Origin of the sequence: Pseudophaeobacter leonis, from assembly GCF_002087335.1 — a bacterium.
In the GTDB taxonomy this organism is placed as follows: Bacteria; Pseudomonadota; Alphaproteobacteria; order Rhodobacterales; family Rhodobacteraceae; genus Pseudophaeobacter; species Pseudophaeobacter leonis.
Map to the genome: position 1 here is coordinate 53,760 of NZ_MWVJ01000015.1, position 26,375 is coordinate 80,134.

Annotated in this window: 20 protein-coding genes, 1 tRNA gene and 8 pseudogenes; 10 read left to right on the forward strand and 19 right to left on the reverse strand. The window is 58.3% G+C overall.

What is annotated here, in order from left to right; all coding sequences use genetic code 11:
* Nucleotides 1–6 precede the first annotated feature (6 nt).
* From B4968_RS05270 to acnA, 3 genes and pseudogenes are all read right to left on the reverse strand, one after another.
* The gene (locus B4968_RS05270; protein WP_083097261.1) at nt 7–345 is read right to left on the reverse strand and encodes a DOPA 4,5-dioxygenase family protein; all 339 of its coding nucleotides are present in this window, start codon (nt 343–345) and stop codon (nt 7–9) included.
* Between the two features lie 116 nt (nt 346–461).
* Complete coding sequence (locus B4968_RS05275) at nt 462–1,163, reverse strand: SDR family NAD(P)-dependent oxidoreductase (RefSeq protein WP_083097214.1); 702 nt, start codon at nt 1,161–1,163, stop codon at nt 462–464.
* Nucleotides 1,164–1,253: 90 nt separating this feature from the next.
* Nucleotides 1,254–3,936: pseudogene (gene acnA / locus B4968_RS25590) on the reverse strand (aconitate hydratase AcnA).
* 220 nt (nt 3,937–4,156) lie between these two features.
* Between acnA and B4968_RS05285 the strand changes: the two are divergent.
* Nucleotides 4,157–4,929: pseudogene (locus B4968_RS05285) on the forward strand (DUF1223 domain-containing protein).
* A gap of 75 nt (nt 4,930–5,004) precedes the next feature.
* On the opposite strand, the pseudogene B4968_RS05290 reads toward B4968_RS05285, so the two are convergent.
* The 5 genes and pseudogenes from B4968_RS05290 to B4968_RS05310 form a co-directional block, all read right to left on the reverse strand.
* Nucleotides 5,005–5,966, reverse strand: a pseudogene (locus B4968_RS05290) (lysophospholipid acyltransferase family protein).
* A gap of 225 nt (nt 5,967–6,191) precedes the next feature.
* Nucleotides 6,192–7,306, reverse strand: a pseudogene (locus B4968_RS05295) (flagellar motor switch protein FliG).
* A gap of 76 nt (nt 7,307–7,382) precedes the next feature.
* Nucleotides 7,383–7,917: pseudogene (locus B4968_RS05300) on the reverse strand (tetratricopeptide repeat protein).
* A gap of 229 nt (nt 7,918–8,146) precedes the next feature.
* Nucleotides 8,147–9,451 (reverse strand): annotated as a pseudogene (purB, locus tag B4968_RS05305) (adenylosuccinate lyase).
* A gap of 160 nt (nt 9,452–9,611) precedes the next feature.
* Nucleotides 9,612–10,844 (reverse strand): bifunctional alpha/beta hydrolase/OsmC family protein, encoded by a 1,233-nt coding sequence (locus B4968_RS05310; protein ID WP_083097263.1) that lies wholly within the window; start codon nt 10,842–10,844, stop codon nt 9,612–9,614.
* A 287-nt stretch (nt 10,845–11,131) separates the two neighbouring features.
* Between B4968_RS05310 and B4968_RS05315 the strand changes: the two genes are divergently transcribed.
* From B4968_RS05315 to B4968_RS05325, 3 genes are all read left to right on the forward strand, one after another.
* Nucleotides 11,132–11,803, forward strand: coding sequence for a DUF1007 family protein (locus tag B4968_RS05315; RefSeq protein WP_083097217.1), 672 nt, complete (start codon nt 11,132–11,134; stop codon nt 11,801–11,803).
* Entirely contained in the window at nt 11,773–12,732 is a 960-nt protein-coding gene (locus tag B4968_RS05320) for a nickel/cobalt transporter (RefSeq protein WP_083097219.1), read from the forward strand. Before B4968_RS05315 ends, B4968_RS05320 begins: the two co-directional genes overlap by 31 nt.
* Nucleotides 12,733–12,930: 198 nt before the next feature.
* A complete protein-coding gene (locus tag B4968_RS05325; protein WP_338153213.1) occupies nt 12,931–13,560 on the forward strand; it encodes a heme-dependent oxidative N-demethylase family protein in 630 nt (209 codons plus the stop codon).
* 80 nt (nt 13,561–13,640) lie between these two features.
* On the opposite strand, the gene B4968_RS05330 is transcribed toward B4968_RS05325, so the two are convergent.
* The 5 genes and pseudogenes from B4968_RS05330 to B4968_RS05350 form a co-directional block, all read right to left on the reverse strand.
* A complete protein-coding gene (locus tag B4968_RS05330; protein WP_083097222.1) occupies nt 13,641–14,735 on the reverse strand; it encodes a hypothetical protein in 1,095 nt (364 codons plus the stop codon).
* Nucleotides 14,736–15,071: 336 nt separating this feature from the next.
* Entirely contained in the window at nt 15,072–15,896 is an 825-nt protein-coding gene (locus B4968_RS05335; protein WP_083097224.1) for a lytic murein transglycosylase, read from the reverse strand.
* Nucleotides 15,897–16,010: 114 nt separating this feature from the next.
* Nucleotides 16,011–17,268 (reverse strand): annotated as a pseudogene (locus B4968_RS05340) (Hsp70 family protein).
* A 151-nt stretch (nt 17,269–17,419) separates the two neighbouring features.
* Nucleotides 17,420–18,826 carry a type I glutamate--ammonia ligase gene (gene glnA, locus B4968_RS05345; RefSeq protein WP_083097227.1) on the reverse strand — a complete coding sequence of 469 codons (1,407 nt, stop codon included), beginning with the start codon at nt 18,824–18,826 and terminating at the stop codon, nt 17,420–17,422.
* A gap of 42 nt (nt 18,827–18,868) precedes the next feature.
* Nucleotides 18,869–19,206 (reverse strand): annotated as a pseudogene (locus B4968_RS05350) (P-II family nitrogen regulator).
* Nucleotides 19,207–19,390: 184 nt separating this feature from the next.
* Between B4968_RS05350 and B4968_RS26040 the strand changes: the two are divergent.
* From B4968_RS26040 to B4968_RS05360, 3 genes are all read left to right on the forward strand, one after another.
* Nucleotides 19,391–19,516 (forward strand): hypothetical protein, encoded by a 126-nt coding sequence (locus tag B4968_RS26040; RefSeq protein ID WP_420916466.1) that lies wholly within the window; start codon nt 19,391–19,393, stop codon nt 19,514–19,516.
* Nucleotides 19,498–21,114, forward strand: a complete 1,617-nt coding sequence (locus B4968_RS05355) for an NAD(P)H-hydrate dehydratase (protein ID WP_420916467.1) — start codon at nt 19,498–19,500, stop codon at nt 21,112–21,114. The genes B4968_RS26040 and B4968_RS05355 overlap by 19 nt, the downstream gene beginning before the upstream one ends.
* Before the next feature lie 153 nt (nt 21,115–21,267).
* A tRNA-Leu gene (locus tag B4968_RS05360) sits at nt 21,268–21,352 on the forward strand.
* A gap of 76 nt (nt 21,353–21,428) precedes the next feature.
* On the opposite strand, the gene B4968_RS05365 is transcribed toward B4968_RS05360, so the two are convergent.
* The 6 genes from B4968_RS05365 to B4968_RS05395 all read right to left on the reverse strand — a co-directional run bounded on the left by B4968_RS05365 (nt 21,429) and on the right by B4968_RS05395 (nt 24,895).
* Nucleotides 21,429–22,448, reverse strand: a complete 1,020-nt coding sequence (locus B4968_RS05365) for a tyrosine-type recombinase/integrase (protein ID WP_083097230.1) — start codon at nt 22,446–22,448, stop codon at nt 21,429–21,431.
* Nucleotides 22,442–22,645, reverse strand: coding sequence for a helix-turn-helix transcriptional regulator (locus B4968_RS05370; protein ID WP_083097233.1), 204 nt, complete (start codon nt 22,643–22,645; stop codon nt 22,442–22,444). Before B4968_RS05370 ends, B4968_RS05365 begins: the two co-directional genes overlap by 7 nt.
* A 358-nt stretch (nt 22,646–23,003) precedes the next feature.
* Nucleotides 23,004–23,318: a hypothetical protein gene (locus tag B4968_RS05380; protein ID WP_083097238.1), complete on the reverse strand. Its 315-nt coding sequence runs from the start codon at nt 23,316–23,318 to the stop codon at nt 23,004–23,006.
* Nucleotides 23,315–23,560, reverse strand: a complete 246-nt coding sequence (locus B4968_RS05385; protein ID WP_083097241.1) for a hypothetical protein — start codon at nt 23,558–23,560, stop codon at nt 23,315–23,317. Before B4968_RS05385 ends, B4968_RS05380 begins: the two co-directional genes overlap by 4 nt.
* Before the next feature lie 382 nt (nt 23,561–23,942).
* Entirely contained in the window at nt 23,943–24,077 is a 135-nt protein-coding gene (locus B4968_RS25120) for a hypothetical protein (protein WP_277620920.1), read from the reverse strand.
* Nucleotides 24,078–24,259: 182 nt separating this feature from the next.
* Nucleotides 24,260–24,895 carry an XRE family transcriptional regulator gene (locus tag B4968_RS05395; RefSeq protein ID WP_083097244.1) on the reverse strand — a complete coding sequence of 212 codons (636 nt, stop codon included), beginning with the start codon at nt 24,893–24,895 and terminating at the stop codon, nt 24,260–24,262.
* 291 nt (nt 24,896–25,186) lie between these two features.
* Between B4968_RS05395 and B4968_RS05400 the strand changes: the two genes are divergently transcribed.
* The 3 genes from B4968_RS05400 to B4968_RS05410 all read left to right on the forward strand — a co-directional run.
* Nucleotides 25,187–25,510, forward strand: coding sequence for a hypothetical protein (locus tag B4968_RS05400; RefSeq protein WP_083097247.1), 324 nt, complete (start codon nt 25,187–25,189; stop codon nt 25,508–25,510).
* Nucleotides 25,507–25,752 (forward strand): hypothetical protein, encoded by a 246-nt coding sequence (locus B4968_RS05405; RefSeq protein WP_139792580.1) that lies wholly within the window; start codon nt 25,507–25,509, stop codon nt 25,750–25,752. The genes B4968_RS05400 and B4968_RS05405 overlap by 4 nt, the downstream gene beginning before the upstream one ends.
* A partial coding sequence (locus tag B4968_RS05410) for a hypothetical protein (RefSeq protein WP_139792582.1) occupies nt 25,752–26,375 on the forward strand: 624 nt, incomplete at its 3' end. The genes B4968_RS05405 and B4968_RS05410, both read left to right, overlap by 1 nt.

The window sequence follows — 26,375 nt, forward strand, 5'->3', positions numbered from 1 at the left end:
AAGTCTTCAGCCAAACACCGTCAGATCAAGCGCCAGACCTGTGCCCAGCCAGATGCCGTGATCTCGGTGGTCTTCCAGCTCATTGCCCGTTTCGGGATGGGCAAAGACCACGAGATCCTGCCGGTTCAGGGCCAGCCAGGGCAGCAGCTGCGCGAACTGATCCGGGGTGGCACCCAGTTGGCAGGACCACATAGGGTGCGGCCCGACGGCTTTTTCATGCACCCGTCCCATTTTTACACCAAAGAGTTCAGCGGCTCTTTGGCAAAGGCTGCGTGCGAGCTCAAGGCCGTCGGCATCGAAGTACACATGGGCATGGTAGCCCGTGATAGAGTTGATCTGTTTCATGCCTGCAGTCTTGCTGTTTTTACCGGTGCAAACAATAGCGTAGCGCTCCACAGTTGATGTGCACAGGGCCTGACAACGCGCTACAGGTCGCGCTACAGGTCGCGCTACAGGCCGCGCTACAGGCGGTAGCCGCCGGAGACGCCGAGGATCTCGCCGGTGATGCTGCGGGCGGCTGATGATGCGAGAAAGCGGACCGCCTGGGCAACGTCATCGGCCTCGGCCAGCCGTCCCAGTGCGGTGTCTTTGACAAACAGCTCTGTCAGCTCCGCGTCGCGCGGCTTTTCTGCCACGGTCACAGCCCCGGGGGCGACGGCGCTGACGCGGATGCCGCGCGGCCCAAGCTCTTTTGCCATGCCACGGGTCCACAGATTGAGCCCTGCCTTGCTGGCGCCATACGCCACGGCACCTTTGGGCGGCAGTGCTGCGTTAACAGACGAGAGGCTGACGATAGCTGCTCCTGGCTGCAGATGCGGCAAGGCGGCGGACAACAGCGCCGCAGGCGCCAGAAGATTGATATCCAGAATATCGCGATAGGCGGCGGCGTCAAAGTGATCAAGCGGTGTTGCGGCGGCGCCATCTGCATTGTTGACGATGACATCGAGGCGGCCGAACCGGGCGATCGCCCCATCGACAACCTGCTGTGCCGCGCCGTCCGTGGTGAGGTCGGATTTGAGCGCGAGGATGTCAGGGGCCTCTTTAAGCAGAGCCTGCGGCGCGGTGTTGTGCCAGGTGATGGCGACATGGTGGTCGGGCACAAAGGCTCGGGCGATGGCGCGGCCAATGCCATATGCGCCGCCTGTGATAAGAACCGTCTTCATGCGCAACCTCCGTGTAGATAAATCCCATGGCCTGTAAACACAGAAGGGCGCCCCAAGGGGCGCCCGTCAAGAGTGAGATGTCAGATTGATTTATGACTTGGCAAGGTTGCGCAGCACGTAATGCAGCACACCGACATTTTCGATGTATTCAATCTCGGGTGCCGTATCGATACCGCACTTCAGGGTGATCTCTTTGACAGAGCCATCGCCCATTGTGATGGTGCAGGGCACCTCTTGCAGCGGCTTGATGGTGTCGAGGCCAGAGATGGACACGGTTTCGTCTCCGGTCAGGCCCAGGGACTTGCGGCTGTCGTCACCGGTGAACTCGAACGGGATAACACCCATACCAACCAGGTTGGAACGGTGGATCCGCTCAAAGCTCTCGGCGATCACGGCCTTGACGCCCAGCAGGGCTGTGCCCTTGGCAGCCCAGTCCCGCGAGGAGCCGGCGCCATACTGTTCACCACCAAAGATCACCAGCGGCGTGCCGGCGTCCTGATAGGCCATCGAGGCGTCATAGATCGCCATCTGGCTGCCATCGGGGCCTTTGGTATAGCCGCCTTCAACCCCGTCAAGCATCTCGTTCTTGATGCGGATATTGGCGAATGTGCCGCGCATCATGATCTGGTGATTGCCCCGGCGTGAGCCATAGGAGTTGAATTCACGGGGCTGCACCTGACGCTCGGTCAGATATTTGCCCGCAGGTGTGGTGGTGGCAAAGCTGCCGGCCGGAGAGATGTGGTCGGTGGTGGCCATATCGCCCAGAATTGCCAGAACCTTGGCGCCTGTCACGTTGGAGATGGTGCCGGGCTCGCTGCTCATACCCTGGAAGTAAGGTGGGTTCTGGATATAGGTCGAGGCGGAGGGCCAATCGTATGTTTCCTGATCCGGAACATCGACAGCCTGCCACTTTTCGTCGCCTTTGAAGACGTCGGCATATTTCGACAAGAAGGCCTCACGGGTGACAGTCGCCTGCACCAGATCTGCAACTTCCTGCGTGCTGGGCCAGATGTCTTTCAGGTAGACGTCATTGCCGTCACGGTCCTGACCGATCACATCGGTTGCGAGGTTGATGTCCAGCGTGCCGGCCAGCGCATAGGCCACAACCAGCGGCGGTGAGGCCAGGTAGTTGGCGCGCACATCAGGGCTGATACGGCCTTCAAAGTTGCGGTTGCCCGACAGAACAGAGGTCGCAACCAGATCGCCTTCGGCAATGGCTTCGGAGATTTCCGACTGGATTGGGCCCGAGTTACCAATACATGTGGTGCAGCCATAGCCAACAAGGTTAAAGCCAACCGCATCGAGGTCTTTTTGCAGATCAGCCGCTTCGAGATAGGCCGAAACAACCTGCGAGCCGGGGGCCAGCGAGGTTTTAACCCAGGGTTTTCGATCCATGCCCAGAGCGGCGGCTTTGCGGGCAACAAGACCGGCGCCGATCATCACATAGGGGTTCGACGTGTTGGTACAGGAGGTGATCGAGGCGATCACGACCTTGCCGCTTTCCATGGTGTAGTCTTCGCCTTTGACAGCGACTTCTTTGCCCATGGGACGCTTAAAGGTCTCTTCCATCTCGCGACGGAAGGCGGTCTGGCCGTGGTCAGCGCAACATAGTCCTGCGGACGTTTCGGACCCGAGATGGCGGGAACGATGCTGCCCATGCGAGATGCATGGTGTCGGTGTAGATCGGAGCATAGTCCGCATCACGCCAGAAACCGTTTGCCTTGGCATAGGCCTCAACAAGGGCAATACGATCCTTATCGCGGCCGGTGTTTTCCAGATAGCGGATGGTTTCCGCATCAATCGGGAAGAAGCCACAGGTGGCACCGTACTCAGGCGCCATATTGGCGATTGTCGCCCGGTCGGCCAGCGGCAGACGATCAAGACCGGCACCGTAGAATTCGACGAACTTGCCAACAACGCCCTTGGCGCGCAGCATTTCGACAACTTTCAGCACGAGGTCAGTCCCGGTGGTGCCTTCGACCATGGCGCCTGTCAGCTCAAATCCGACAACTTCGGGGATCAGCATCGAGATTGGCTGGCCCAGCATGGCAGCTTCGGCCTCAATACCGCCAACACCCCAGCCCAGAACGGCGGCGCCGTTGACCATGGTGGTGTGGCTGTCGGGGCCCACCAGCGTATCAGGGTAGGCGACTTCATTGCCGTCCTGGTCCGTGTCGGTCCAGACTGTCTGTGCCAGATATTCCAGGTTCACCTGGTGGCAGATACCGGTTCCGGGGGGGACCACGCGGAAGTTGTTAAAGGCGGTTTGGCCCCATTTCAGGAAGGTATAGCGCTCCATGTTGCGCTCATTTTCACGGTCAACGTTCATCTGGAACGCGGTGGGTTGCCGAACTCGTCGATCATCACCGAGTGGTCAATCACCAGATCAACCGGCACCAGCGGGTTGATCTTGGTGGCGTCACCGCCCAGCGATTTGATGCCGTCGCGCATGGCTGCAAGATCCACAACGGCGGGAACCGGTGAAATCCTGCATCAGAACGCGGGCAGGGCGATAGGCGATTTCGCGGGGGTTCTTGCCACCATTGGCACCCCATTCGGCAAAGGCTTTGATATCCTCTACCGAGACCGAAAAGCCGCCGTCCTCAAAACGCAGCATGTTTTCCAGCACAACCTTCAGGGCTGCCGGCAGTTTCGAAAAGTCTCCGAGACCCGCTTCGGTTGCGGCGGGGATCGAGAAAAATGAGATTGATTTGCCACCTGCGCTCAAGCTGCGGCGCGGTTTTGCATTGTTCTGTCCGACGGTAATAGGCATTTTGGCCTCCCTCTGGAGTGTGAATTAGGGAATTCGCTGCATGCTATCTGCATCAGGTTACTCTTTCGTTCAATAGCTGAAACGCCGCAGGGGGCGTTTTTGTATGCGATAGTACACAAATTTTTCATCAAAGCGCTCTCGCCGGGCTCAAGAAGGAGTGATTGGCGTTAATTTGCGGGGCGAAGTAGATCTGAAGGGTCTGCAACAGAAAGATCCGGATATGAGTATTTTTGCGGCTCTTGCTACCAATGTGTCCTCCGCCCTGTCCAGGGGCCTGTGCACTAGCCTGTGCACCAGCCTGTGTTTCCTGCTGCCCAGCCTGACCTCGGCGCAGCATCTTGAGGGGGCGGCCCCAGAGCCAGTGGTGGTTGAGTTGTTTACCTCGCAGGGCTGCTCGTCTTGTCCCCCGGCGGATGCAATTCTGAAGCAGTTGGCCCAGCGACGGGATGTTCTGGCCCTGGCGCTGCACGTTGACTACTGGGACTACATTGGCTGGAAGGATATTTTTGCCAGCCCTGCCTTTAGTCGTCGCCAAAAGGGCTATGCCCATAGGGCGGGTCGCAAAATGATCTACACGCCGCAAATGATGTCATGGGGCACCAGGCCATCTCGGGCGCTGATGCCATGGCGATCTCGGAGGCAATTCAGGCGCATCAGTCAACGCCGCGCCCTGTGGCGCTGGACATCAAAAGGAGCGGCAGGCACCTGACCCTGTCGCTGGTGCCGCGTATTGCGCTGCCGGATCATCCCATCTCTATTCAGATCGCGCGCTATGCGCCGCTTAAATCTGTTGATATTGCGCGCGGAGAGCTGGCGGGCCACCGGATCACCTATGCAAATGTGGTGGAGGAGTTGCAGCAGATCGAGGTCTGGGACGGGCAGCAGGCAATCTCCATCACGGTTGACTTTGATGGCGCGCAGCCGGGGGCTGTTTTGGTGCAGCAGGGCCCCTATGGGGCAATGCTTGCCGCCGCGCATATCGCACCGGACTGAGGCAGGCTTGGTTTGCGACCTCTAAGGTCCGAGCCAAAGTTCTAAACCTTTGAGGCCTGTGCCTTTGGTAGTCGGCTAGCTGGTCGAAGCCGGGTATTGTGCCGGGTTATCTGCCGGGTTTTCTGTCGGCGCAGCAGGTTTTGGAATCGGAACATAGGGTTTCCAGCGCCGGTGGATCCAGAACCAGTGTCCCATGTGGCGACGCACAACGCCTTCTAGGTCATCGCAAATGGCTTTTGTCATGGTGATAGGGTCGGATGCAGGAATTTCCGCGTTCAAAAGCACCTCAAAATCCAGGCCGTTTTCCTGCCGGATCGCATAGACCGGAATAAGGGCAGCGCCATATTTCAGAGCCAGCTCAGCAGGCACCGTTGAGGTCACAGCTGGTTTGCCAAAAAAGTCGATCAGCTCGCCGCCATGAACATGCAGATCAGCGACGATGGCAATGATTCCACCCTTTTTGAGATGGCGCACCATTTCGACCATGCCGCGGCGCCCCTGTTCGAACATTGGCGTGCCAATCCGTTCGATGGTCGCCACATAATGGGCGTTGAAAAAGGGATTAGCCATGCGGCGGTACAGGGCTCCCATGGCAAAGCCACGCGAGATCAAACCGGCACGGGCCGCATCGTAATTGCCAAAATGACCGGTGACCAGAATGACCGGCCGCCCCGATGCCCGCGCCTCTTCCAGAGCCTTTAGACCCGGCCCGGTGATTGGGGCCGCATGGGCACGTTTGAGAAAAGGAGCGCCAGCGTAAAGCTCTGTAATGGTACGCCCCGCATTATTGCCGACTTCGCGGCAGAGACGGGACACATCTTCGTCAGTCAGCTCCGGGCAGGTGAGAGCAAGGTTTTCGCGCACTCTGCGGTCAAACCCGATGACAGACCCCAGCGCGCTGATCAGCTTTCCCATCAAAGGGATGCGCCAGCGGTAGGGCACAAGACCCGCCAGTCCCAAAACACCCCGCGGGCAATGTTTTCGGCAAAATAGGAGGCCCGTTTTCTGGCCGAAAGTTGCGAGGGGGCTAGGGGCATATAGGGCTGGCCTGCGGTGGTTAACGATCACAGGTAAATCATACTCCCCGCTGAACTGGGGCACAACCTGTGACCTTCTGAGCCGTCCAAGGCGCGAAACATCTGGGAGTGTCCGCCGGGCAGGCTGCGCTGAGGTCCGCGAAAGGCCGTGAATCACGGCCTTGACCTGATGTTTCACCGGGTAACTCACCCGGTGGTCACGCTATGGGGCAGAGAAAAGGGACGTTAAGCCTCCTCTTCCTCCTCATCCGCTTTAAGCTCTATCTCACCGCTTGTGATCAGATCACGCATCGCAGAAACGATCAGACCAAACGCAGTTTCACCATCAGTGCGTTTGACCTTGCCGCGTTCTCCCACTTCTTCGCGGATGTTCGTGGCCATCCTGCTGGACATATTGTCGAGCAGGAAATCATTGGTGGCGATGTCGTCTTCATCGGTGGCAAAGGCGATGGCCGTGACCAGTTCGGGAATTGCCAGAACACGCATCAGTTTTGGTACATCCAGCGGCTGCATACGCTGTCGATCAGACCGTAGGTGAAGATCGACTTGCGCACGTCGGTGGCAAACTCTTCATCTTCTTCTACCAGCGCAATGAGAACTTCTTCTCGCTTGGCCGCGGCGGCCTCGGTCAAGATGGCACCAACCCGTTGACCCGGCGTGGCATCAAAGGCGAGATCTGGGCGGGCATCAACCTGGGCTGCAAGGGATAGGCCAATGCGATCAACGGTTTCTGGTGTGACGTTGCTGGTGTGGCTAACGGCGTAGGTGATCTGGCGCGCGACTGGACCCGGAAGGTGTACCAGCATTTGGGCCGCCTTGGCGGTGTCAAGCTTTGACAGCAGAACGGCTGGAACCTCGATGCTTTCGCCCTCTGCCAATGAGGCGAGGTCTTCTGGTGGCAGCGCCTTCAAACGCTCCCAGGGATCGCCAAACTGGCGCACGCCTGCCTCTTTGCGCAGACGACTGGCGGTCTGGCGACTGATGCGCCCGTCCATGGCGGTCAGCGCACCGGCCAGTCCATTTGGAAAAGTCAGGCCAACATTGTCGAGCATTTCGGCAAATTCGCTGGCCACCGCATAGAGCGTGTCACGATCGACCAGACGCATCCGGCCCATCTGCTGGGTCAGTTCCATCTGTAAATCGTCCGGCAGATCCTCGATTGGGATGTCGGCGCCTTCATTGAGCAAGAGACGCACAACAATCGCAGCCTTCGCCTTGCCGCTCAGTTTTGTGGCGCCCATAGACGATCCCCCCATGCCAGCAGGAGCCGGAGGAGAAAAGTCTCCCATCCCGCCGCCACCGGTGGTCATTGGTAGAGCCAACATATCGTCTTGCAGCATTCTAGCACCCTAGCCAAAAAGATTCTTTTTCGGTCAGGTTCAAACTACACCGTAAGCGGTAAATAAAAGCTGAAGTTCAATAGCTTGTTGTGGCACCGGTTTCCAAAGCCTGCCGCAATGCGGCTTCTGGCCATGTATTTATACCGCCGCGGGCGCGAATTTCTTTCCACTGGATCATCGCCAGACCGAATTGACCTTCTTCAACAAAGCCTTGCCCCATGTAAGAGCGCGCCAAAAGGTTGTCGGGGTCCTGCGCAATGGCCTGATCATAATAGGCATTGGCAAGGGACCGGTTGCCCAGCTTGCGATGGGGTAAAGCCCCAGTAGGTCAAAACACGCGCAGCGCTTTGGTCGCTCATGGCCGCCAGTACCGCCTGGGCATCCTCATTGCGTCCGGCATAGGCCAGCTCGCGCACCGCATCAAACAACCCGTCCTGGTTGAGCGAGGACTGCTTGGGGCGCACGCAGCGGCCCTTTTCCTCATCCCAGACCCTTTTGCCTTTGCAGGTTTTTGTCGTGTCTGTGGGTTTGGGGGGATTCCAGTCATTGTCACCAGCCGCGAAGGCCGCAACAGGCAGGGTTAGGGCCGCGGCAAGAACGAGAAAACGCATGAAAAAACTCCGGCTGATTTGAATTGCCCCCAGTATAGCCCCAAAAGGTCGCCGCTGCGAAGAATCATCGAATTAGCGACTACTCACGTTGCTGTGATTTGCTGCGACTTTGGCCTCGCGGATAAAGGGCCGCGCAGATTAAGCGCCGCGGGGCACAAAAAAAACGCCCTGCTGTTCAGGCAGGGCGTCTCTGGTATAGCATCTGGTGTCTCTTGTCTGGCCAGCGGGCCTAGGCGCCAAACACCCGCTTAAAGATCGTATCAACGTGCTTGGTGTGATAATCCATGTCGAATTTTTCCTCGACACCCTGTTCGCCGAGGGCCGCAACCACTTCGGCGTCCGCCAGCAGCAACTCGCGAAATCAAGGCGCTCTTCCCAGACTTTCAAAGCGTTGCGTTGCACCATGGAATAGGCATCTTCACGCGAAACACCGGCCTGTGTCAGCGCCAGAAGAACCCGCCTGGCTCATCACCAGGCCAGGAAACTTATTCATGTTGTCCAGCATGTTGTCGGGGAAGATCAGCATCTTCTCAATAACACCTGTCAAACGCGCCAGGGCAAAGTCCAGCGTGACACAGCAATCGGGGCCAATGGCGCGCTCAACAGACGAGTGCGAGATATCGCGCTCGTGCCACAGGGCGACGTTTTCCATCGCGGGGATCACGGCAGAGCGCACCAGACGGGCCAGACCGGTGAGGTTTTCCGTCAGAACTGGGTTCTTCTTATGCGGCATGGCGGACGAGCCTTTTTGTCCCATCGAGAAGAATTCCGCGCCTTCCAGCACCTCGGTGCGCTGCATGTGGCGGATTTCGGTGGCGACGTTTTCGATCGACGAGGCAATGACGCCAAGGGTGGCAAAGAACATGGCGTGGCGGTCGCGCGGAATCACCTGGGTCGAAATGGGCTCGGGGCTCAGGCCCAGCTCGGCGCAGACGTGCTCTTCAACAGCAGGGTCGACATTGGCAAAGGTGCCGACAGCGCCCGAAATAGCACCGGTTGCGATTTCTTCACGGGCCAGTTTCAGACGTGACAGGTTGCGGTCCATTTCGGCATAAAATCGCGCAAATGTCAGCCCCATGGTGGTGGGCTCGGCGTGGATGCCATGGCTGCGGCCAACACGGACAGTGTTTTTGTGTTCCAGCGCGCGTGTTTTCAGAGCAGCCAGCAGGGCTTCCATGTCCTTGATCAGGATATCCGAGGCGCGCACCAGCTGCACGTTGAAACAGGTGTCCAAAACATCGGAAGAGGTCATGCCCTGATGCACAAAGCGGGCCTCTTCAGAGCCCACATGTTCTGCCAGATGGGTGAGAAAGGCGATGACGTCATGTTTGGTGACGGCTTCGATTTCGTCGATGCGCGCGACATCAAATTCCACGTCCTTGGCTTTCCAGACCGCGTCGGCGTTTTCGCGGGGGATGACACCGAGGTTGGCCATGGCCTCGCAGGCATGGGCCTCAATCTCGTACCAGATGCGGAACTTGGTCTCGGGCGACCAAATGGCGACCATTTCGGGGCGTGAATAGCGAGGGATCATGGGCGAAAGCACCTTTATGGGAGTGTCCAGTTGATACCGCGCGTCATAAGCGAGGTGAGCCGATTGGGCAAGTCTGGCCACGCTTTGGTGGAAAATGTCGCAAGAGGAAGGGATTGGGGGCGGGCGGCGGCTGGCCGCTGCCTAGCCGCTGCCTAGCGGATCACCCTGACGTGGCGGGCTCCTGTGCCAATGTCGTGGTGACCTTAGAGCTGTGCTCAAGAGTGCGATGCACCGGGCATTTATCGGCGATCTCCAGCAGCTTGGCACGCTGGTCGGCGTCCAGAGGGCCACAGATCCGAATGGTCCGGGTGAAATGGTCTATTTTGGCAGGCCCCGAAGGCTGCGCCTCCTGCGCGTGTACCTTGTCGTGACAGCCATCACCGCTGATGCTGTCCAGCGGCCAGCCTTTACGGCGGGCGTACATCCGCAGGGTCATCGATGTGCAGGCCCCGAGGCCGGCCGAGACAAAGCCGTAGGGCGACATGCCCTTGTTGGTGCCGCCATAGGCCAGAGGCTCATCGGCAAAGGCGTGATGATGGGGGCCTGACTGAATGTCTTGCAAAAATCCTGCCGGATCGGCCTCGCTCACCCGCAAAACGCCCTCTGGTGCACCGGGGGGCGGGGCAGGTGGGCTCAGATCGATATAGCGGCTGGCCCAGGCCGAAATGACCTCGGCGGCATATTCCGCATCCTGTGCCCGGGTGATCAGGTGATCCGCATCATCCAGGGTGACAAAGCTTTTGGGATGTTTGGCGGCGGAAAATATCTCGGAGGCATTGTCGATGCTGACCGTGGCATCGCGCGGTGCATGCATCACCAAAAGCGCGGCGTGCAACTCTGCAATGGCGGGCGTCAGGGCTTCGGCGGTGATATCTTCAACAAAGTCTCGGCTGATCACAAAGGGACGTCCCCCCAGACTGACCTCAGCCTGCCCCTTGGCATTGATTTCCGGCAGGGCGGCGTCAAAATGGTGCGACACATGGCCAGGGTCAAAGGGCGCGCCCAGGGTGACGACGCCTTTAACCGAGGGAATATCCGCACGTGCGCGCAGCACGGCGGCCCCGCCCAATGAGTGCCCAATCAGTAAGGCGGGCGCCATGCCGCGCCCGGTCAGGTACTGCGCGGCGGCGACCAGATCCGCAACGTTTGAGCTGAAGGTGGTATTGGCAAACTCGCCTTCAGAATGGCCCAGTCCGGTAAAGTCAAAGCGCAGCACCGCAATGCCCATGGCAGCAAGACGCCCTGCTATCCGGCGGGCGGCAGGGATGTCTTTCGAGCAGGGGAAGCAATGGGCAAACAGGGCCGTCGCCAGCACAGGCCCGGTGGGCAGATCCAGCCGCGCCGCCAGCATTTCGCCGGAATGGCCTGCAAAGGTGATAGGGTCTGTCGGCATGGCGGCGGCCTCTTGGGTTGCTTTGTGGCCAACAGTGCGCATGCCGGCCGACTGAGGCAAGTGACCTGCAAGAAACGTCACGCGAAGGTGATACAAGAGGTGGTACTGGGCGAGAGGCACCACAGCTTACTGGTCTCTTATGCTGCGGCGTGCAATGCGGCGGGAACCTCTGCGCAATTTTGGTCGGCTGTGGTCCATTCTGTTTCAGCATGAAACCGCCGGTTGCGACGGTCGGCAGAGGGTTGTGCAATTGCAGCTCTTTGGAACAGGCAGTAGGTTGCGGAGCTATGAAACCACTCATATTCCTCATGGGCCTCGCCTTTCCTGCCGCTGCAGTGGCGCATCCGCATGTCTTTATTGATACTGGCTTTACGCTGGGGTTTGACGATGAAAACCGGCTAAGTGAGATTAAGGTCACCTGGCAATATGATGAATTTTATTCTCTTTTGATCACCGAGGACCTGAAACTGGACAGCGACGGTGACGGCGTGCTGACCCCGGATGAAAACGCGCGTCTCATTGGTTTTGACACCAATTGGGATGAAGGTTTCAACGGAGATCTTGAGGTTCAGGCCGCGGGCATGCTGTTGCCGCTTTCGGGGCCACTCTCGGCCACCACAGAGCTGAAAGACGGGCGCATTGTCAGCAGCCACATTCGGCAGCTGCAGCAGCCGGTCGCGATGCAGGCCGGGCCCTTTTCCCTCAGGGCATTCGACCCTTCCTACTATACGGCCTATGAGATCAAGCTGCCGGTGACGCTGTCTCCGCATCTGCAGGGGCTGTGTCTGCTAGAACGGATCGAGCCGGATATCGCAGGCGGGCTGGCGCAGATGCAGGCGCAATTGCTGCGGCTGGATGCAAATGCCGACCTGGAAGAAAACGACATTCCGCTTATGGGGGGCGCCTTTGCTACCGAGATTTTGGTGACATGCCCAGAGCTCTTAAACTGCTGCTGTTGATCGCGACCAGCCTTGGCCTGTGTCTTTTGCTCTGGTGGCTGTCTTCCGGGGTGTTGGCGCCGCTGGGGGACTGGGCCGCGCAGGAACAACGTGGCTTTCAAAACAGGATCGCCGGTGCCCTGCGCGCGCTGCGGGCAGGGCAGTCCGGCGCGCTCTGGGTGTTGGTGCTGGTGTGCTTTGCCTATGGGTTTTTTCACGCCATCGGACCCGGGCACGGCAAGGTTCTGATCGGAGGCTACGGTCTGGCGCGCCGGGTGCTCTGGCTGCGCCTCAGCCTTGTGGCGCTTTTGTCCAGCCTCGGTCAGGCGGTGACGGCGGTTGTATTGGTCTATGGCGCCATTTCGCTGCTGCAGCTTGGCCGCGACAGCATGATCGGGCTTGCCGAGAAAACCCTGGCCCCCCTTTGCCATGCGGCGATTGCCGCCATTGGCATGTGGTTGCTGTTGCGCGGCCTGCGTAAGCTGTTGCGACGCAAAGCCCAGACCCAGGCGTCTGCGGGCTGCGGGCACGATCACACTGCGGGGCACGCGGGCGAGACGGACCACACCTCACATGAGGTCTGCGACGACTGTGGCCATCGGCACGGCCCCAGCCTCGACGAGGTCGAGGGCCTGCAGAGCTGGCGCGAAGCTGCCGTGTTGATCGCGGGTATTGCGGTGCGTCCCTGTACGGGCGCGCTGTTTGTTCTGATCATTACCTGGCAAATGGGGATTGCCCTAGCAGGGATCGCGGGGGCCTTTGCGATGGCGCTTGGCACGGCTTCAGTCACTATTGCGGTTGGGCTGGCAGCCCTTGGTCTTCGCGGCAGCGCGCTTGCCCTTTTCTCAGGTTCTGGCCGTCTGGCACAGGTGGTGCCGCTGCTTGAAATTTGCGCGGGCTTTCTCATAGCACTTATTGCATCGTCTCTGTTGCTCCGTGTTCTGGGCTAGCCCGCCCGCGCAGACCGTATTGGGGGGCGATCTGTCTGAGATCCCTTGCTATGTATAGGCAAAGACAAGTCCAGAGAGCCTTTATGATTCTGCAAAAATCCATCCCCCACAATCCGTTAGAAGCCGTGAAGCTGCCGGGCATCAAAACTGCTAGATCTGGCAGATTGGCTAAAGCCAGATGATGCCTTTGCCGGGCAGATGTCGAAACGGGCGCAGTTGCTGGCGCAGAGCCGTGAGGCGGTTTTGCAGATGGCGCCAACTGCGGCCGATGCGGCACAAGAGCTGTTGGAGGTGGTGCTCGACCACCGCTATGACGGCGCGCGTCATCATGTGACGCGCCCGGATGGGGTTGAGGTCGCAATTGACTGGCAAGATCCACTGGCGACGCTTGGTCTGATCTGTCAGGAGGATTTTTGTCTTCTGGAACGTCCGGAAGGCAGTTCAGAGCATGTGCTGACGGGCGCGGTGTTGTGCTTTCCTGCAAGCTGGACCCTGCGCGAGAAGTTCATGCGCCCGCTCATTGGCATTCACCAGACTGTCGACAGCTACGATGCAGGCCTTGCAGCCCGGGTTCAGCGCTTGTTTGACGGGGTGCAGGTGGGGCGTCCCATGTGGCGTTTCAACGCGCTTTGGTATCAGTCACCAGAGCTGTTTTCGCCGCGAGCTGAGAGTGATCCGCGCGATCACAGCCACGGGGAAGACGCGCCCTATATGCGCAGCGAGCAACAGGTCATTCTGCGCCTGCCACGAACTCGGGCTGTCGTTTTCTCAATCCACACCTATATGCTGCACCGGGATGATGTGATGCGGCAGTGGGGCGTTGCGTAGGTTCAGGCCGTGCCAGGCGTGACGCGCTGACAAGGCCCACGCCACCCCCTAAGGGGATGGCCCCGGCATGATACAGTGTTTCAGGGCATCAGCACCCGGGCGGCGGCCTGAACCATGCCAGATCCGTGCAGGAATAAGACAACCATTGCGGTTATCAGTGCCCGTACCGAAAGCACAAGGTCGATGCTGCGCACTGCATTGAGCGTGGCCGAAAGCAGGGCGCGGGGAATGGCAAGCAACCAGCTCAGGCGGCTCTGGCCAAATATGGATTGGTAGGTCGATTTCGCCCGCTGTTTGGGGGGGGGGAGCTGCCTGTTCTGGCGGATCTTGTGCCGGGCCTTAGGGTGAGGAAGCAGCATCTGGATCTCGTTGCAGTGCTGCTCCAGCACCGTGCTTCCATCCTCAACCGATCCAAATCGCATCTGGCCACGGCTCCGTTCCGCATCTGCCTCGGCGCGCGCCTTGTCGGCCAGCTTAAGACGGGCCGTTGCCGCTGAGATGCGACCTGTTGGTTTTTGCGCGCCCGGCATTTCTGCAATGAGGGTCTCAGCTGACCATCTGTTATGTGCTGCCGAGGCCTGCGGTGCTTGCAGATCTTTTGCCACACCCGGTGGGACTGCACGAGCCTGTTCAAGCAAGGCATAAGGTGCCAGATCTTGTGGCTGTGCCGGATTTTGTTGCTGTGGCTGTGGTTGGCTCGTTACCAGAGCAGCTGAGGCGGCGGGTGGCTGTGTTTCGACAGCGGACGCAGGCTCAAAGGCGCCAAGGAAGTCTTTGGTCGTCAGCGCTCTTACTGAGTCCTGCCAGAAGATGACCAGAGGATCCAGGGTCTCTGTCAGACGCCTCAGTATCATGGCGAGCAGAATTTCAGAAATCTCTGTATCGCAGCCCGTCGGGAAATTCGGCGTCATGACCAGCTCGATATAAGCTGCAGGCGCGGGAAGCCCCTGTGGTGTGCGCACGCCCAGCCGCAGCGGGATACGCCGCAGCCGCAGGGTCACCTTGTATTGATCACAGTCCAGCCCGATCCGATGCGGATCCCGGGCATTGATCTGAAGTGCGGGATGGCCGAATTCTTCCAGCGTATCCAGCAGCTCAGTCAAGGCCTGTTTCAGTTTCTCTTCGCTGCGCTGTTCAAATCCCAGCTTGCCTTTAAAGTTCTCAACCTGTGCCACCGTCAGGGTCCTCCGTTCGGGTTGCTCTGGGTAAACAATAGGAGGCGATCTGGCTCAAAAGTGAGGCAAGGAGAGACAATTGATGAAGGAATATTCAGATTTTGATTTGAGAATGTGTTTCTGATAAAAGTTAAATAAAAACAAAAATTTATACGGCATTGTTACCCCTAAGGCATCCGAAATCAGGCAGCAAGAAGGCGGATGTCGGCCACTTTGATGCCTTATCCTTTACAATTGGCACACAAGGCCGGGATTGTTGCGGGCGGGCTTTGACCTCTGACTTTGCTGCTTTGGCGTAGAGTGACCTTTTAGGGGCCGTTGCTGGGGTTTTGGGGGCTATTGGTCGATCTGGCGTCCCATAATGGCAAGCGATTGCTGATACACGGTGGCTGCATTCCATTCTTTCAGAACCTGGTAATTTACCTGCCCGTCCTGATAGCCCTTGCCGCGCCTCCAGCCCTTCTTTTTCAAATAATATGCGGTGGAGGCGAGAGCGTCGGCTTGCGAGTAGAAATTGACCTTGCCGTCGCGATCCCAGTCCACGCCGTATTTGAGGGCATTGCCGGGCAGAAATTGGGTATGTCCAACCTCGCCGTGTTTGGCACCCAGGGTGGCGCCGGTGATCGCCTTTTGATCAACCAGTTTCAGCGCGCCCAGAGCATGGGGCTCAAAAAACGCCGAGCGCCTGCAATCATATGTCAGGGTGACGATCGCGGACACCACCTTGCTGTCGCCCATGAAGTTTCCAAAGGCGGTCTCCATGCCGTGGATCGCGATCAAAATACCTGCGGGCACACCGTATTTGCGCTCCAGTGCGGCATAAAACCCGGGGTTGCGGGCCTTTCTCTTGCGTCCCTGCGCCACAATGGTGGCCGCGCCGCGGATCTGCATGAATTTCTCAAGACTGTAGCGAAAGCTCTTTTGATTGCGGTCGGCTGCAATGGTCCGGCTGGCATATTGCGCCTGTGACAATGCCGTCAAGCCCGCAGCCTTTACCCCATCGCGCCGCGCGGTATTGGCAAAATCGGCCTTCCAGGCCTCAAACCCGGCCGCGGTATTGCCGCAGGGGGCAGCCGCTGCGGGCAGAGCATAGACAGCAAGGCCCAGACTCAGGCGCAGGCTAAGGGCGGCGGCAAGGGCGGCAGACGGAAAAAGGCGCATGAAATATCATCCTGAAAATAGGCTTAAAAGAACTCGCAGGCTCAGCATATCGCGCAAGAACGCGAGAGCTAGCGGGAAAATCAAGGCGCTGTTCCCAGTTTCATGGGGTTTTGGTCAGGCAAAAGCCTCGGCTGCAGACAGCGCCAGCCCATCGGCAACAGCGGTCATGGCATTGCGGTTCTCGACCTGGGCATTGGGGAACAGCTGGCGCAACGCGGCCTCAAGAGAGGTCAGGAGGGATGATCCGCCCACAATCACCAACCGGTCAATGCGGTCCGGCGAAACATCGGCTTTTGACAGGGTTTCAGCGCCGCTTTCGCTGATGGCCACCATCATGGAGGCAAGGCTTAGCTGCATCTGAGCGGGTGAAAGCGGCGCCGAGAGGCCGCGCTCAAGGATCCGAAGGTCGATACGGGCGTCACTGGCGCTTGCCTCATTGGCCTGAATTTTGCCGCGCTCAACCGCAAAGGCCAGATCATGGCCCAGCTCGTCTTCCAGCACGGAAACCAGTCGGTTGAGCTTTTGAGGTTCTGCGGCATATTTGGCCAGCTCACGCGCCGCCCGGCGACTGTCGGCGGCATAGAGAAAGGGGATCATCTGCCAGGTCGCCAGGTCATTGAACAGCCGGTTGGGAGCGGGCAGGGTATCCTTGCCAAAGGCATTGCGGATCTGGCTGCCACGTCCCAGCAGGGGCATCACATGGTCGATGCTGATCTGGCGGTCAAAATCGGTGCCGCCGAGGCGCAGACCGTGTGAGCCCAGAATATGTGTGCCACCTGCGCTGTCCTGCTCGAACAGTGTGAATCGGAGGTGCCGCCGCCGATATCAACAATCAACCCCAGTCCTGCTGCGGGTGCTGCCGAACGCACAGCAGCCTCTGGCTCATAGAGAAACCGCACGTCCTCAAACCCCGCAGCCAGGTAGCAGTCGCGCAGATCGATCTCGGCCTGGGCATCGCGGCCAGGGTCACTGCTGTGGAAATGAACCGGCCGGCCTGACAGCGCATGGGTAAATGTCTGATGCGTCGCGGCTTCGGCGCGGGATTTTATCTCGGCCAGAAACTGCGCAATGATGCGAATGAAATCGGTGCTTTGGCCGTTTATCCGGCGCTCTTCGCGCAGCAAGGGCGTGCCAAGCAGGCTTTTGAGCGCGCGCATAAAACGGCCCTCGTCGCCATTGATCAGTGCGCGCGTCGCACTGCGGCCAATCCGCATCGGGCGTTTGGGTTGAAAAAACACCGCCGTAGGCAGGGTGGTCTCGCCGGGTCCATTTCGACCAGCCAGGGACGATCGCCAACGGTTATTCCCGCAGCAGAGTTCGAGGTGCCAAAGTCGATACCAAGGGTCAAAGGCGCTGAATTTGCGTGGGGCATGGCAGAGGGTCCTGTAGCGGTCGTTGGAGCGCGCCTCATTACAGACAGGCTGTGCAAGCTTCAAGAGGCGGCAGCATTAAGGCCGCAGGACAGCACAGAAAAAGAGCGCCCCACAGGAGCGCTCTTTGGTCTTGTCATCAGTCCGCTGTGATTAGCAGCTGTAGTACATGCCGTACTCTACTGGGTGCGGTGTGTGCTCATAGGTCTGAACTTCTTCCATTTTCAGAGCGATATAGCCTTCGATCTGATCTTTGGTGAAGACGTCGCCCTGCAGCAGGAAGTCGTGGTCGGCTTCGAGGCATTCCAGCGCTTCACGGAGGGATCCGCAAACTGTTGGGATATCAGCCAGCTCTTCTGCAGGCAGGTCATAGAGGTTTTTGTCCATGGCCTCACCGGGGTCGATCTTGTTCTTGATACCGTCAAGACCAGCCATCAGCAGCGCTGCAAAGCACAGGTAGGGGTTGGCGGCCGGATCAGGGAAACGGGCCTCAACGCGGTTGGCTTTGGGGCTTTCGGTCCATGGGATCCGGACGCAGCCAGACCGGTTACGGGCCGAATAGGCGCGCAGAACGGGGGCTTCAAAGCCAGGGATCAGACGCTTGTAGCTGTTGGTCGCGGGGTTGGTAAAGGCGTTCAGGGTCTTGGCGTGCTTCAGGATACCGCCGATGAAGTACAGGGCCTCATCAGAGAGATCAGCATATTTGTCGCCTGCAAACAGCGGCTTGCCGTCTTTCCAGATCGACATGTTCACGTGCATGCCGGTGCCGTTGTCGCCGTAGATTGGCTTTGGCATGAAGGTCGCGGATTTGCCGTAGGCGTGGGCCACATTGTGGATCACATATTTGTATTTCTGCAGCTCGTCGGCCTGTTTTGTCAGGCTGTCAAAGATCAGACCCAGCTCATGCTGGCAGGAGGCAACCTCGTGGTGGTGCTTGTCCACTTTCATGCCCAGACGCTTCATGGTCGAGAGCATTTCAGAGCGCAGGTCTTGCGACTCGTCAGTGGGGTTCACCGGGAAATAGCCGCCTTTGAGGCCAGGGCGGTGGCCCATGTTGCCCATTTCATACTCGGTGTCGGTGTTCCAGGAAGCGTCGGAGGCGTCAACCTCGTAGGAAACCTTGTTGATTGAGTTGGAGTAGCGCACGTCGTCAAACAGGAAGAATTCTGCTTCGGGACCCATGTAGGCCACATCACCAATGCCAGAGGCCTTCAGGTAGGCTTCGGCTTTCTGGGCGGTGCCGCGTGGGTCGCGCTCGTAGGCTTCGCCTGTGTCGGGTTCAACGATCGAGCAATGGATGCAGATGGTTTTCTCGGCGTAGAACGGGTCAACATAGGCCGAGATGGTGTCGGCCATCAGTTTCATGTCGGAGTTTTCGATCGATTTCCAGCCAGCGATGGAGGAGCCGTCAAACATGAAGCCCTCTTCGAGGAAGTCTTCGTCGACCAAATCTACATCCACCGTGACGTGCTGCAGCTTGCCGCGCACATCGGTGAAACGGATGTCGACATAGGCCGCATCCTCGTCTTTGATCATCTGGAGAACTGCGTCTGTGCTCATTCCCTTGGTCCTTCTGATTTTAATGTCAGCTAATTCGGTGGTTTACAGTGCGTCCGTGCCGGTCTCGCCGGTACGAATACGGATGGCTTGCTCGACGGGGGAGACAAAAATCTTGCCGTCGCCAATCTTGTCTGTTTTTGCGGCATCGATGATGGCCTCAATGGCAGCTTCGACCTGATCGGCCTCAAGCACCACTTCGATTTTTACCTTTGGCAGGAAGTCACGACATATTCTGCACCGCGGTAAAGCTCGGTATGGCCTTTCTGACGACCAAAACCTTTTACTTCGATCACGGAGAGGCCCTGAACGCCGACATCCTGCAGCGCTTCCTTCACCTCGTCCAGTTTGAACGGCTTGATGATGGCTTCGATCTTTTTCATCCCTGGGCTCCTCACAACCTTGTCGAAGCTCGTCAGATCATTTCTTAATGGCGACGACAATGCGCTGTGCTGTCTCAGGTAGGGTAGCGCTATGATTTTGACCGGTGGTGATTAAAAAATAGGCTAAACGCACAAATATTGCGCAAAGTTGAATCGCCAGATCTGAAGGACGAGGAGAGCCCTGATGACAGAATTGCTAACAGCCGCGCAGATGCGCGCCATTGAGCGCGCCGCCATCGAGTCGGGCGATGTCACGGGGCTTGAGCTGATGGAGCGCGGGCAGGGGCCGGTGTGGTCGAGGCAATTTTAGAAGAATGGCCTGAGTATAAGACTGCGCCTCAGAGCGTCGCTGTCCTGTGTGGCCCGGGAAACAATGGCGGCGATGGTTTTGTGGTGGCGCGGCTGCTTGCCGCCAGGGGCTGGACGGTGAAGGCCTTTTTATATGGTGATGCAGAAAAGCTCCCACCTGATGCACGCAGCAACTACGACATCTGGATGGCTGACAATACCGTCGAAGAGCTGACCGAGAAGGGCTTTCGCAAGCTACCCTACACACTCTATATTGATGCACTTTTTGGCACCGGGCTGACGCGCCCTCTCGAGGGGGCCGCAAGGCAGGTCATTTCGCTCTTGGCCGGGCGAAACGGGGATGACTACAGCGATGCCATCGTGTCCATAGATGCGCCCTCGGGCCTCTGCCTGGACAGTGGCGTTGTGCTGTCGGCGCCTCCTGTGGATTTGGGGATGCCTGCGCTTGAAAACTCTGATCAACAAAGGCGCGGGTACACGCCATTTCAAGAAAAATTTGCCGCGCTGACGGTGGCCTTTGATTCTCCAAAAATTGGCCATTTTATTGCCTCTGGCCCCGCCTGCTGCGGTCGTGTTGTGGTCAAAGACATCGGCCTGGAGAATTGGCGGTGTTTCAAGCCGAGAAACGCAGATCAGCCTCCGTTTGTTATGACCGAAAATGGTCCTGTGGGTGTATTGCGCCCGGTAAAGGTCCGGCTGACGGGGCAGGCGCCCATTGTCCAGGATCTTCGCAATAAGACGTCCCTTGGGTGGAGCGCCGGTGGGTGGCTGGATAAACGCAGTGGGGCGCATAAATTCTCCCATGGTCATGCCCTTGTTCTGTCTGGTGGCCATGGCAAAACCGGTGCGGCGCGTCTGGCGGCACGCGGAGCCCTGCGCATTGGCGCCGGGCTGGTGACACTCGCCTCGCCGCGCTCAGCGATGTATGAAAATGCCGCGCACCTCACCGCGATCATGCTGCACCAGATTGATGGCGCCCATGGTGTAAGTGAGCTGTTGGAAGACAAGCGCATCAACGCGCTCTGTCTGGGGCCTGGACTTGGACGCGGCATGGATACGCAAGCCGTTGTGATCGCAGCACTAAAGGAGCTGCGTCCCACGGTGTTGGACGCCGACGCCCTTACCCGGTTCGAGCGCAATCCCCAGGTGCTGTTTGATCTTTTGCACGACAAATGTGTGCTGACGCCACATGGCGGTGAATTTGCCAAACTGTTCCCGGATCTTGCCGAAAAACTCGCCGCCCCGGCGACAACTGGCCCTGCGTTCTCCAAAGTCGATGCCACATGTGAGGCCGCCGCGCGGGCTGGCTGCGTTGTGCTCTATAAAGGAGCCGATACGGTCATTGCAACGCCAGACGGGCGCTGCTCAGTCAACGCGGCCCAATATGAGCGTGCCGCGCCCTGGCTGGCCACAGCCGGATCTGGAGATGCCCTGGCCGGGTTCATCACCGGGCTTTTGGCGCGTGGGCTTTCGCCCCTGCAGGCGGCAGAGAACGGCGCCTGGCTACACGTGGAATGCGCTCTGCAGTTTGGCCCTGGCTTGATTGCGGAAGATTTGCCAGAGCAGCTTCCGGCTGTTTTCCGACGTCTGGAGGTTTGAGCTGTGCTGTGAGGAAATTGCCTTGCGCCAAGCCAGATCTCGCAGTTGCCTGCAGGGCCTTTGCTTATCTTGCGGTTTGGTGAAATTAGCGCTCGCATCCGGCTGAAAGCTTTGCTATCCACCGCGACACGCAAATGAAGATTTGCGATACGTGCGGGTGTGGCGGAATTGGTAGACGCACCAGATTTAGGTTCTGGCGCCGCGAGGCGTGGGGGTTCGAGTCCCTTCACCCGCACCACCTTGATTTCAAACGAAAAATTGATAATCTATTACCAAGACTGATGCCTGCTGTTTTCAAAGTTTTACAGTTTGTTTTACAGTTCTTGTTCTGTATCGGTTCTGTTCCGAAGGGTCTGTGCAGCTTTAGATAGTTGCTTTTGGCTCGCTTGACTGCGGTATTTTGCGACCATTTGCAGTGTTTTGTGCCCGGTTACGGCTTGGATCTGGGAATCGCTGCAGCCTGCTTCCGCCAGTTCTTTGGCGGCGTTGTATCGCCAGCCGTGGGGCACATAGCCTTCCGCTCCAATTTCCTTGCGAACATCCATGACCAACTTCTGCGCCCGGCGCTTGCTGATGGGCTGGGTCAAGTTCTTTGCTAAGATGTGGTGACCGGTTTGCGGCAATCTCGCCAGGTACTCTTGCAGCTGGGAGGGGCAATAAACCTGCAACTCTGCTCCGGTCTTTTCCTGTGTCACTTCCATAAAGCCACCGTTGAAGGCGGACCACTTCATGCCGATCACGTCACCGATCCGCTGACCCGTGAACCTGCAGAGCATGTAAATTGTGAGTTCAAACGACAGGCCGTTTTCCAGGCAAAAGGTCTCGAACCTGGACAGCATTTTTTCTGGCCAGGCCTCGTAGCTGCCACCTTCCAGTTTTTCCACGCCCATAGCCGGGTTTGATGTGATCCATTCGAGATCGATCGCATGGCGCGCCAGGATCGAGATTTGCTCAACCATCGCATTGGCCTTGCGCCAATGTTCTGCGTAGGTGTCGCGGGCGGCAATCACGTCTTTCCGGCGGAGCTTGGTGAAGTCCTTGTCGCCATTCTTCTCTCTGATCAGTTCCAAAGTACGCCGGTATTCGGCTTTGGTACTGGCTTTAAGGCGCATGAAGCGGGGCGTCTGATAATAACTGGCGATGAGTGCGTCAAAAGTGGTCTTGACCTGTTTCTTCGATTTTCCAGAACGGATCTCCCAATAGGCGCGATCAAATTCCGGGCTATCCGGATCGTCCGGAAGGCGAATGCGGCTAATTCCACGGCGAAAGTACCAATAGTTTTTACCGCTACGCTGGATGCAGGCCAGATAGGGCTTGTTGGCTCTTTTCACCATTCAAAGACGTCCTTCAGTATCTCGCCGCTGGCGATAGCTTGAAGTTGGTCAACAGGCCAGCGATCCAGCTTGCCACCAACCCGTATGGGCATTGGCAGGCTCCCTGCATCAACAAGATCCCGAAATTCGCTCAAAGACATATCCAGCAGCTTGGCGGCGGTCTGGGCTTTTGCGAGAATTGGTGTCGGGATTCCCATGCTGTTCTCCGAGAAAGGGCAGGTTGCGCGGCGCAGGCCGCAAAAAAGTGCTGATGCGTCGTTGGGGTGAGATCAGTTTTTGCCTGATGCACGTCGCATGCGGCGTATGCATCGGTTCATGATTTTCTGCCGCTCGCTGATCTGTTCTGCGAGGCTGCATTTTTTGCGCTCGATGCGCATGTGCAGCCTAGCAAGTCGCCGTAGCTCCCAGTCATTTGCAAAGTGCAGCCAGAGTGTTTTGAGGCCAAAAGGGGCTGCTGTATTCGCAGCTCTGGCTTGGGTGCTGGATTGCTTCTGTGTAGCGGTCTCGACTGTACAGGTGGCTTTGGCGGATTGGATCAACATTGTGTATTTCCAGCTAGTTACGAGGGGAAGGTGCGAGACCTGCACCGTTGTAGGGGCACTCCGGGCGGCCATCTGTGGCGCGGCGTGTTGTGTCGGCAAGCCCAGCCTGGGCCCAGTTCTGGATCGCCTCGGCGCAGGTCGTGCCCTGGTGGCTGATGCCAAAGAGCCCGGCGTGCCAATGGTGTTCCTCTGGCTCCCAGGGCTGCAAGTCGGGGCGCCGCAGGCTGCCGCCAAGTTGCTTGAACAATGTGGTGCGCGCGAAAGGCGTGCCGCGGTTCAGCAGATCCAGCGCAGCATTGTGGATTTTCTGGGGATCTGTCGCCTTCACGCGACGCTCTCGCATGTGGTTCCGATCGCGGTTGCGACCCAATTGTCGATCGCCCGTTCTTCACCCATCCCAGTGACATGCACGCCGTAAAGCTGGATCTCTAGCAAGGCTTTGCCAGGCACGGGGTAGGGATAGAGGCCGCCGCTCTCGATCACGGCGCAGGCGAGGGTGTCGCGGCGCTCGCGACCTGACAGTGTGGCCAGGGTGAGGGCAAAGCGGCTGGCATCGGTGGTGTCTGGCATGGGCTTTTCCTGATTGATGGTGTGCGGGCGGCGTACTTTGGAGGAGGACTGAGCCACCCGCACGACTCCGCGCGGCAAGAAGAAATGCGCGGAATTCTGAAAGGCGGTGACCGGCGTAGTCCTCCTGACGCCGGTCGGCCTTGTTATAGGTGGTGCGGGGGTGCCCGCTGACTGGCTGGGCCCTGCGCACGGCGCCGGGGCAAAACAGGCCTCGGCGTGGTGGTGCAAATTGGGTCAGGCAGCATGCTTGGGTTGAACCTGGTATCCCTTGCTGGCAATCACCTCGCGTACTTTTTCACCAACGCGGACCAAAGTCTGGTCGATTGGCTCCGGTGAGGGGGCGGGGCGGTCAATAAGGTGCTGGGGGTGCAGACGTGCCGGGTCAAAGCCCTGACCGCGACCTGCCTTCATGACGGGCCCAGGCGGTTGCAAATTGTGTTGGATCATCGACGTAATTCTCGGGCGACCCGACGATCAAGCGGGCATCCCGCAGCATGGTATTCTTAAAGTCTTGCATTCAATCCTCCATCGGTTGATGAGAATTGAAGGTATTGTAGGAAATAACCTACGTCAATACAGAATATAGGAAATAACCTATCATCTGAATTCTGGCAGACCTACAGGAGCCAGTTGGGCAATGGTTGTTTGGTGACCTGGTGATGCAAGGCTGGTGCCGGTGGGGAGGGGGGGGCGTTTAGGTTAGAGTTTGACCGCGAGTTCCGCTGGCCAATGCAACCTCACGCGGGCCGCCCACTTTAAGCGTTTGTTCCACATGGTTGTTGCACCAGGGTTGAGTGAAATTAGGTGAAAGAAACCAGGCTCATCTCCTGGCTTGATTTGCTTAACCCAACCCAAGCCTTCCTCGCATTCACAAACGCACCGGTGTCCGACAACGTCATTTGGGACGCCTTCGTGCGTTGCACGGGTATAGAATAGCAAGTCGCCAGCTGAATAAACCGGCTCCATACTGTCGCCTGCAATTTCGACAGCTACAATTCCGTGCGGAGTAAGCCCCGCAGGGCATTCCACCTGAGGGCCGCCACCTTTTTCGTAGCTATCAAATACAGGAACTTGCTCGCCAGCACCAACTTTGCCGGCGATTGAGATCGAAGGCCGCTGATGGATCGTTCCGCCAACTATCTCAGTAACGTCAACGCCCAGGACTTCAGAGATCTTGAGGAGGTTGGCAAAGGTCGGGTTTTTGGTCTTTCTGGTGATGATATCGCGAACACCGGTGGGGCTCATTCCTGCGGCCAGTGCGACTGCGCGTGGATTGGTGTCCCGTTCTTGTACGAGGCGCTCGATTCTATCTGCTATCATCTGGCTGGTATCCATGTAGGTAATATCCTACATGTCCGTCTTTCGCGCAAATAGGATAAATCCTCTTTACTTAGTGGGATAAAACCTACACCCTTGCACGCATGATGATGACTGAATTCAAAAATGAAATTGAGCAACACCTGGTTCGAGTGGCATGACCCCTTCTCGGTTTGGTCGTGAGGCTGTAAATGACCCTAGCTTTGTATACCGGTTGAGAAAAGGCGGTGAATGTCGCCCAAGTACGATCGAAAGGGTGCGGGCCTACATGGTTCCTTCCCCGGTCGATGTGATTGCGGAGGCAGCCGCATGAGCCTCCCCCGTCTGACCCTGATTGTAAGCAATGATCCGTCATGTGCCGAGGCTGGCACAGGTGTGGCTCAAAGTTCTTGGTCAAATCAGTTTGAGCCCTATCGGCTCAAGTCTGAGGCACCGGAACTTTGGTCCAGCTACTTTCGTGCCCGGTTTACCAGCCCCCGTGAAGTGGCGCTGTTCTGCGATGTCAGCTTTCAAACGGCGTTGAATTGGTGGGGCGCTGTAACTGCGCCCACGAGCCACATCGCGCTGCTGGTGATGCTGACGGATCCGAACGCGCCGGGTTTCTTTCACGCACAATTAAGGAGGGCGGCATGACAGTTCGCATGCAACGCATCGCCTATCAGATCTGGTGGATGACCCGCGCAACCGCAGGCGATTGTACCCTGGCGGATCTGGCGCTTTTTACCGGAGCCAGTGCCAACACATGCCGCAATATCTGCATGCATCGCGGCTGGGGCAATCGCTATCGCCGCCGGGTAACGGATCGGCGCAGGATGGCTCCATTTGAGGCCGCGCAGGCCTGCGAGGTCTATGACCTGGTCGAGGCTTTCGTCTGATGCAGACCACGCATCACTTGCAGCCAGTCAACATCAGCGATTTGCCGGACTATCCGCTGTCATGCAATGATCGCCTGGATAGCCACTTTTTCATGGCCTGGGAGCGGCGGCGCTGGTTGGCCTCGGATATGCGCCTGAATGCAACGCCCGAATGCCGGGCGCTGTATTTTGATCTGATCAATATCGCTTATGACAACAGCCCCGTGGGCACCTTGCCGATGGATCGGAACATTCTGGCCAAGCTGCTGATGGTGGATCCGGGGCATTTTGGATCACTGTGCAAGCTGGACTATGGGCCGCTCTACAAATGGGAGCCTTGTCGCTGTGACAATGGCGACATCCGGCTGATGCACCCGATGGTGTTGCGCAGCCTGTCGGAGGCCATGGCCCGGCGCGAGGATCACCGGGCCCGCAATGATGCGGCCAATTCCGCCAAGCGGCTGCAGCGGCTGCGCATCACGGTTTCCGGCTATCACGCGGATCTGGCCAAGAACGATGCCGCCATCCGCTGGATGGATGAATGGTTGGTGAAAGAGGGCTGCGAGTATCGCGGTGCCGCCTGGATCGAACGGGGGATGCAGGCTTGGTCTAACCACATCTTCGACCTCGGGCGGGCAGGGGGG

Excerpts from the sequence above, each read along its gene's own strand:
- glnA (WP_083097227.1), bottom strand. The coding sequence starts at position 18,826 with ATGAGCACAGACGCAGTTCTCCAGATGATCAAAGACGAGGATGCGGCC.
- B4968_RS25120 (WP_277620920.1), bottom strand. The coding sequence starts at position 24,077 with ATGCAAGACTTTAAGAATACCATGCTGCGGGATGCCCGCTTGATCGTC.
- B4968_RS05335 (WP_083097224.1), bottom strand. The coding sequence starts at position 15,896 with ATGCGCCTTTTTCCGTCTGCCGCCCTTGCCGCCGCCCTTAGCCTGCGC.
- B4968_RS05270 (WP_083097261.1), bottom strand. The coding sequence starts at position 345 with ATGAAACAGATCAACTCTATCACGGGCTACCATGCCCATGTGTACTTC.
- B4968_RS05365 (WP_083097230.1), bottom strand. The coding sequence starts at position 22,448 with ATGGTGAAAAGAGCCAACAAGCCCTATCTGGCCTGCATCCAGCGTAGC.
- B4968_RS05385 (WP_083097241.1), bottom strand. The coding sequence starts at position 23,560 with ATGCCAGACACCACCGATGCCAGCCGCTTTGCCCTCACCCTGGCCACA.
- B4968_RS05320 (WP_083097219.1), top strand. The coding sequence starts at position 11,773 with ATGCCCAGAGCTCTTAAACTGCTGCTGTTGATCGCGACCAGCCTTGGC.
- B4968_RS26040 (WP_420916466.1), top strand. The coding sequence starts at position 19,391 with ATGACAGAATTGCTAACAGCCGCGCAGATGCGCGCCATTGAGCGCGCC.
- B4968_RS05310 (WP_083097263.1), bottom strand. The coding sequence starts at position 10,844 with ATGCCGACAGACCCTATCACCTTTGCAGGCCATTCCGGCGAAATGCTG.
- B4968_RS05395 (WP_083097244.1), bottom strand. The coding sequence starts at position 24,895 with ATGGATACCAGCCAGATGATAGCAGATAGAATCGAGCGCCTCGTACAA.
- B4968_RS05370 (WP_083097233.1), bottom strand. The coding sequence starts at position 22,645 with ATGGGAATCCCGACACCAATTCTCGCAAAAGCCCAGACCGCCGCCAAG.
- B4968_RS05325 (WP_338153213.1), top strand. The coding sequence starts at position 12,931 with ATGTCGAAACGGGCGCAGTTGCTGGCGCAGAGCCGTGAGGCGGTTTTG.
- B4968_RS05275 (WP_083097214.1), bottom strand. The coding sequence starts at position 1,163 with ATGAAGACGGTTCTTATCACAGGCGGCGCATATGGCATTGGCCGCGCC.
- B4968_RS05405 (WP_139792580.1), top strand. The coding sequence starts at position 25,507 with ATGACAGTTCGCATGCAACGCATCGCCTATCAGATCTGGTGGATGACC.
- B4968_RS05400 (WP_083097247.1), top strand. The coding sequence starts at position 25,187 with ATGAGCCTCCCCCGTCTGACCCTGATTGTAAGCAATGATCCGTCATGT.
- B4968_RS05315 (WP_083097217.1), top strand. The coding sequence starts at position 11,132 with ATGAAACCACTCATATTCCTCATGGGCCTCGCCTTTCCTGCCGCTGCA.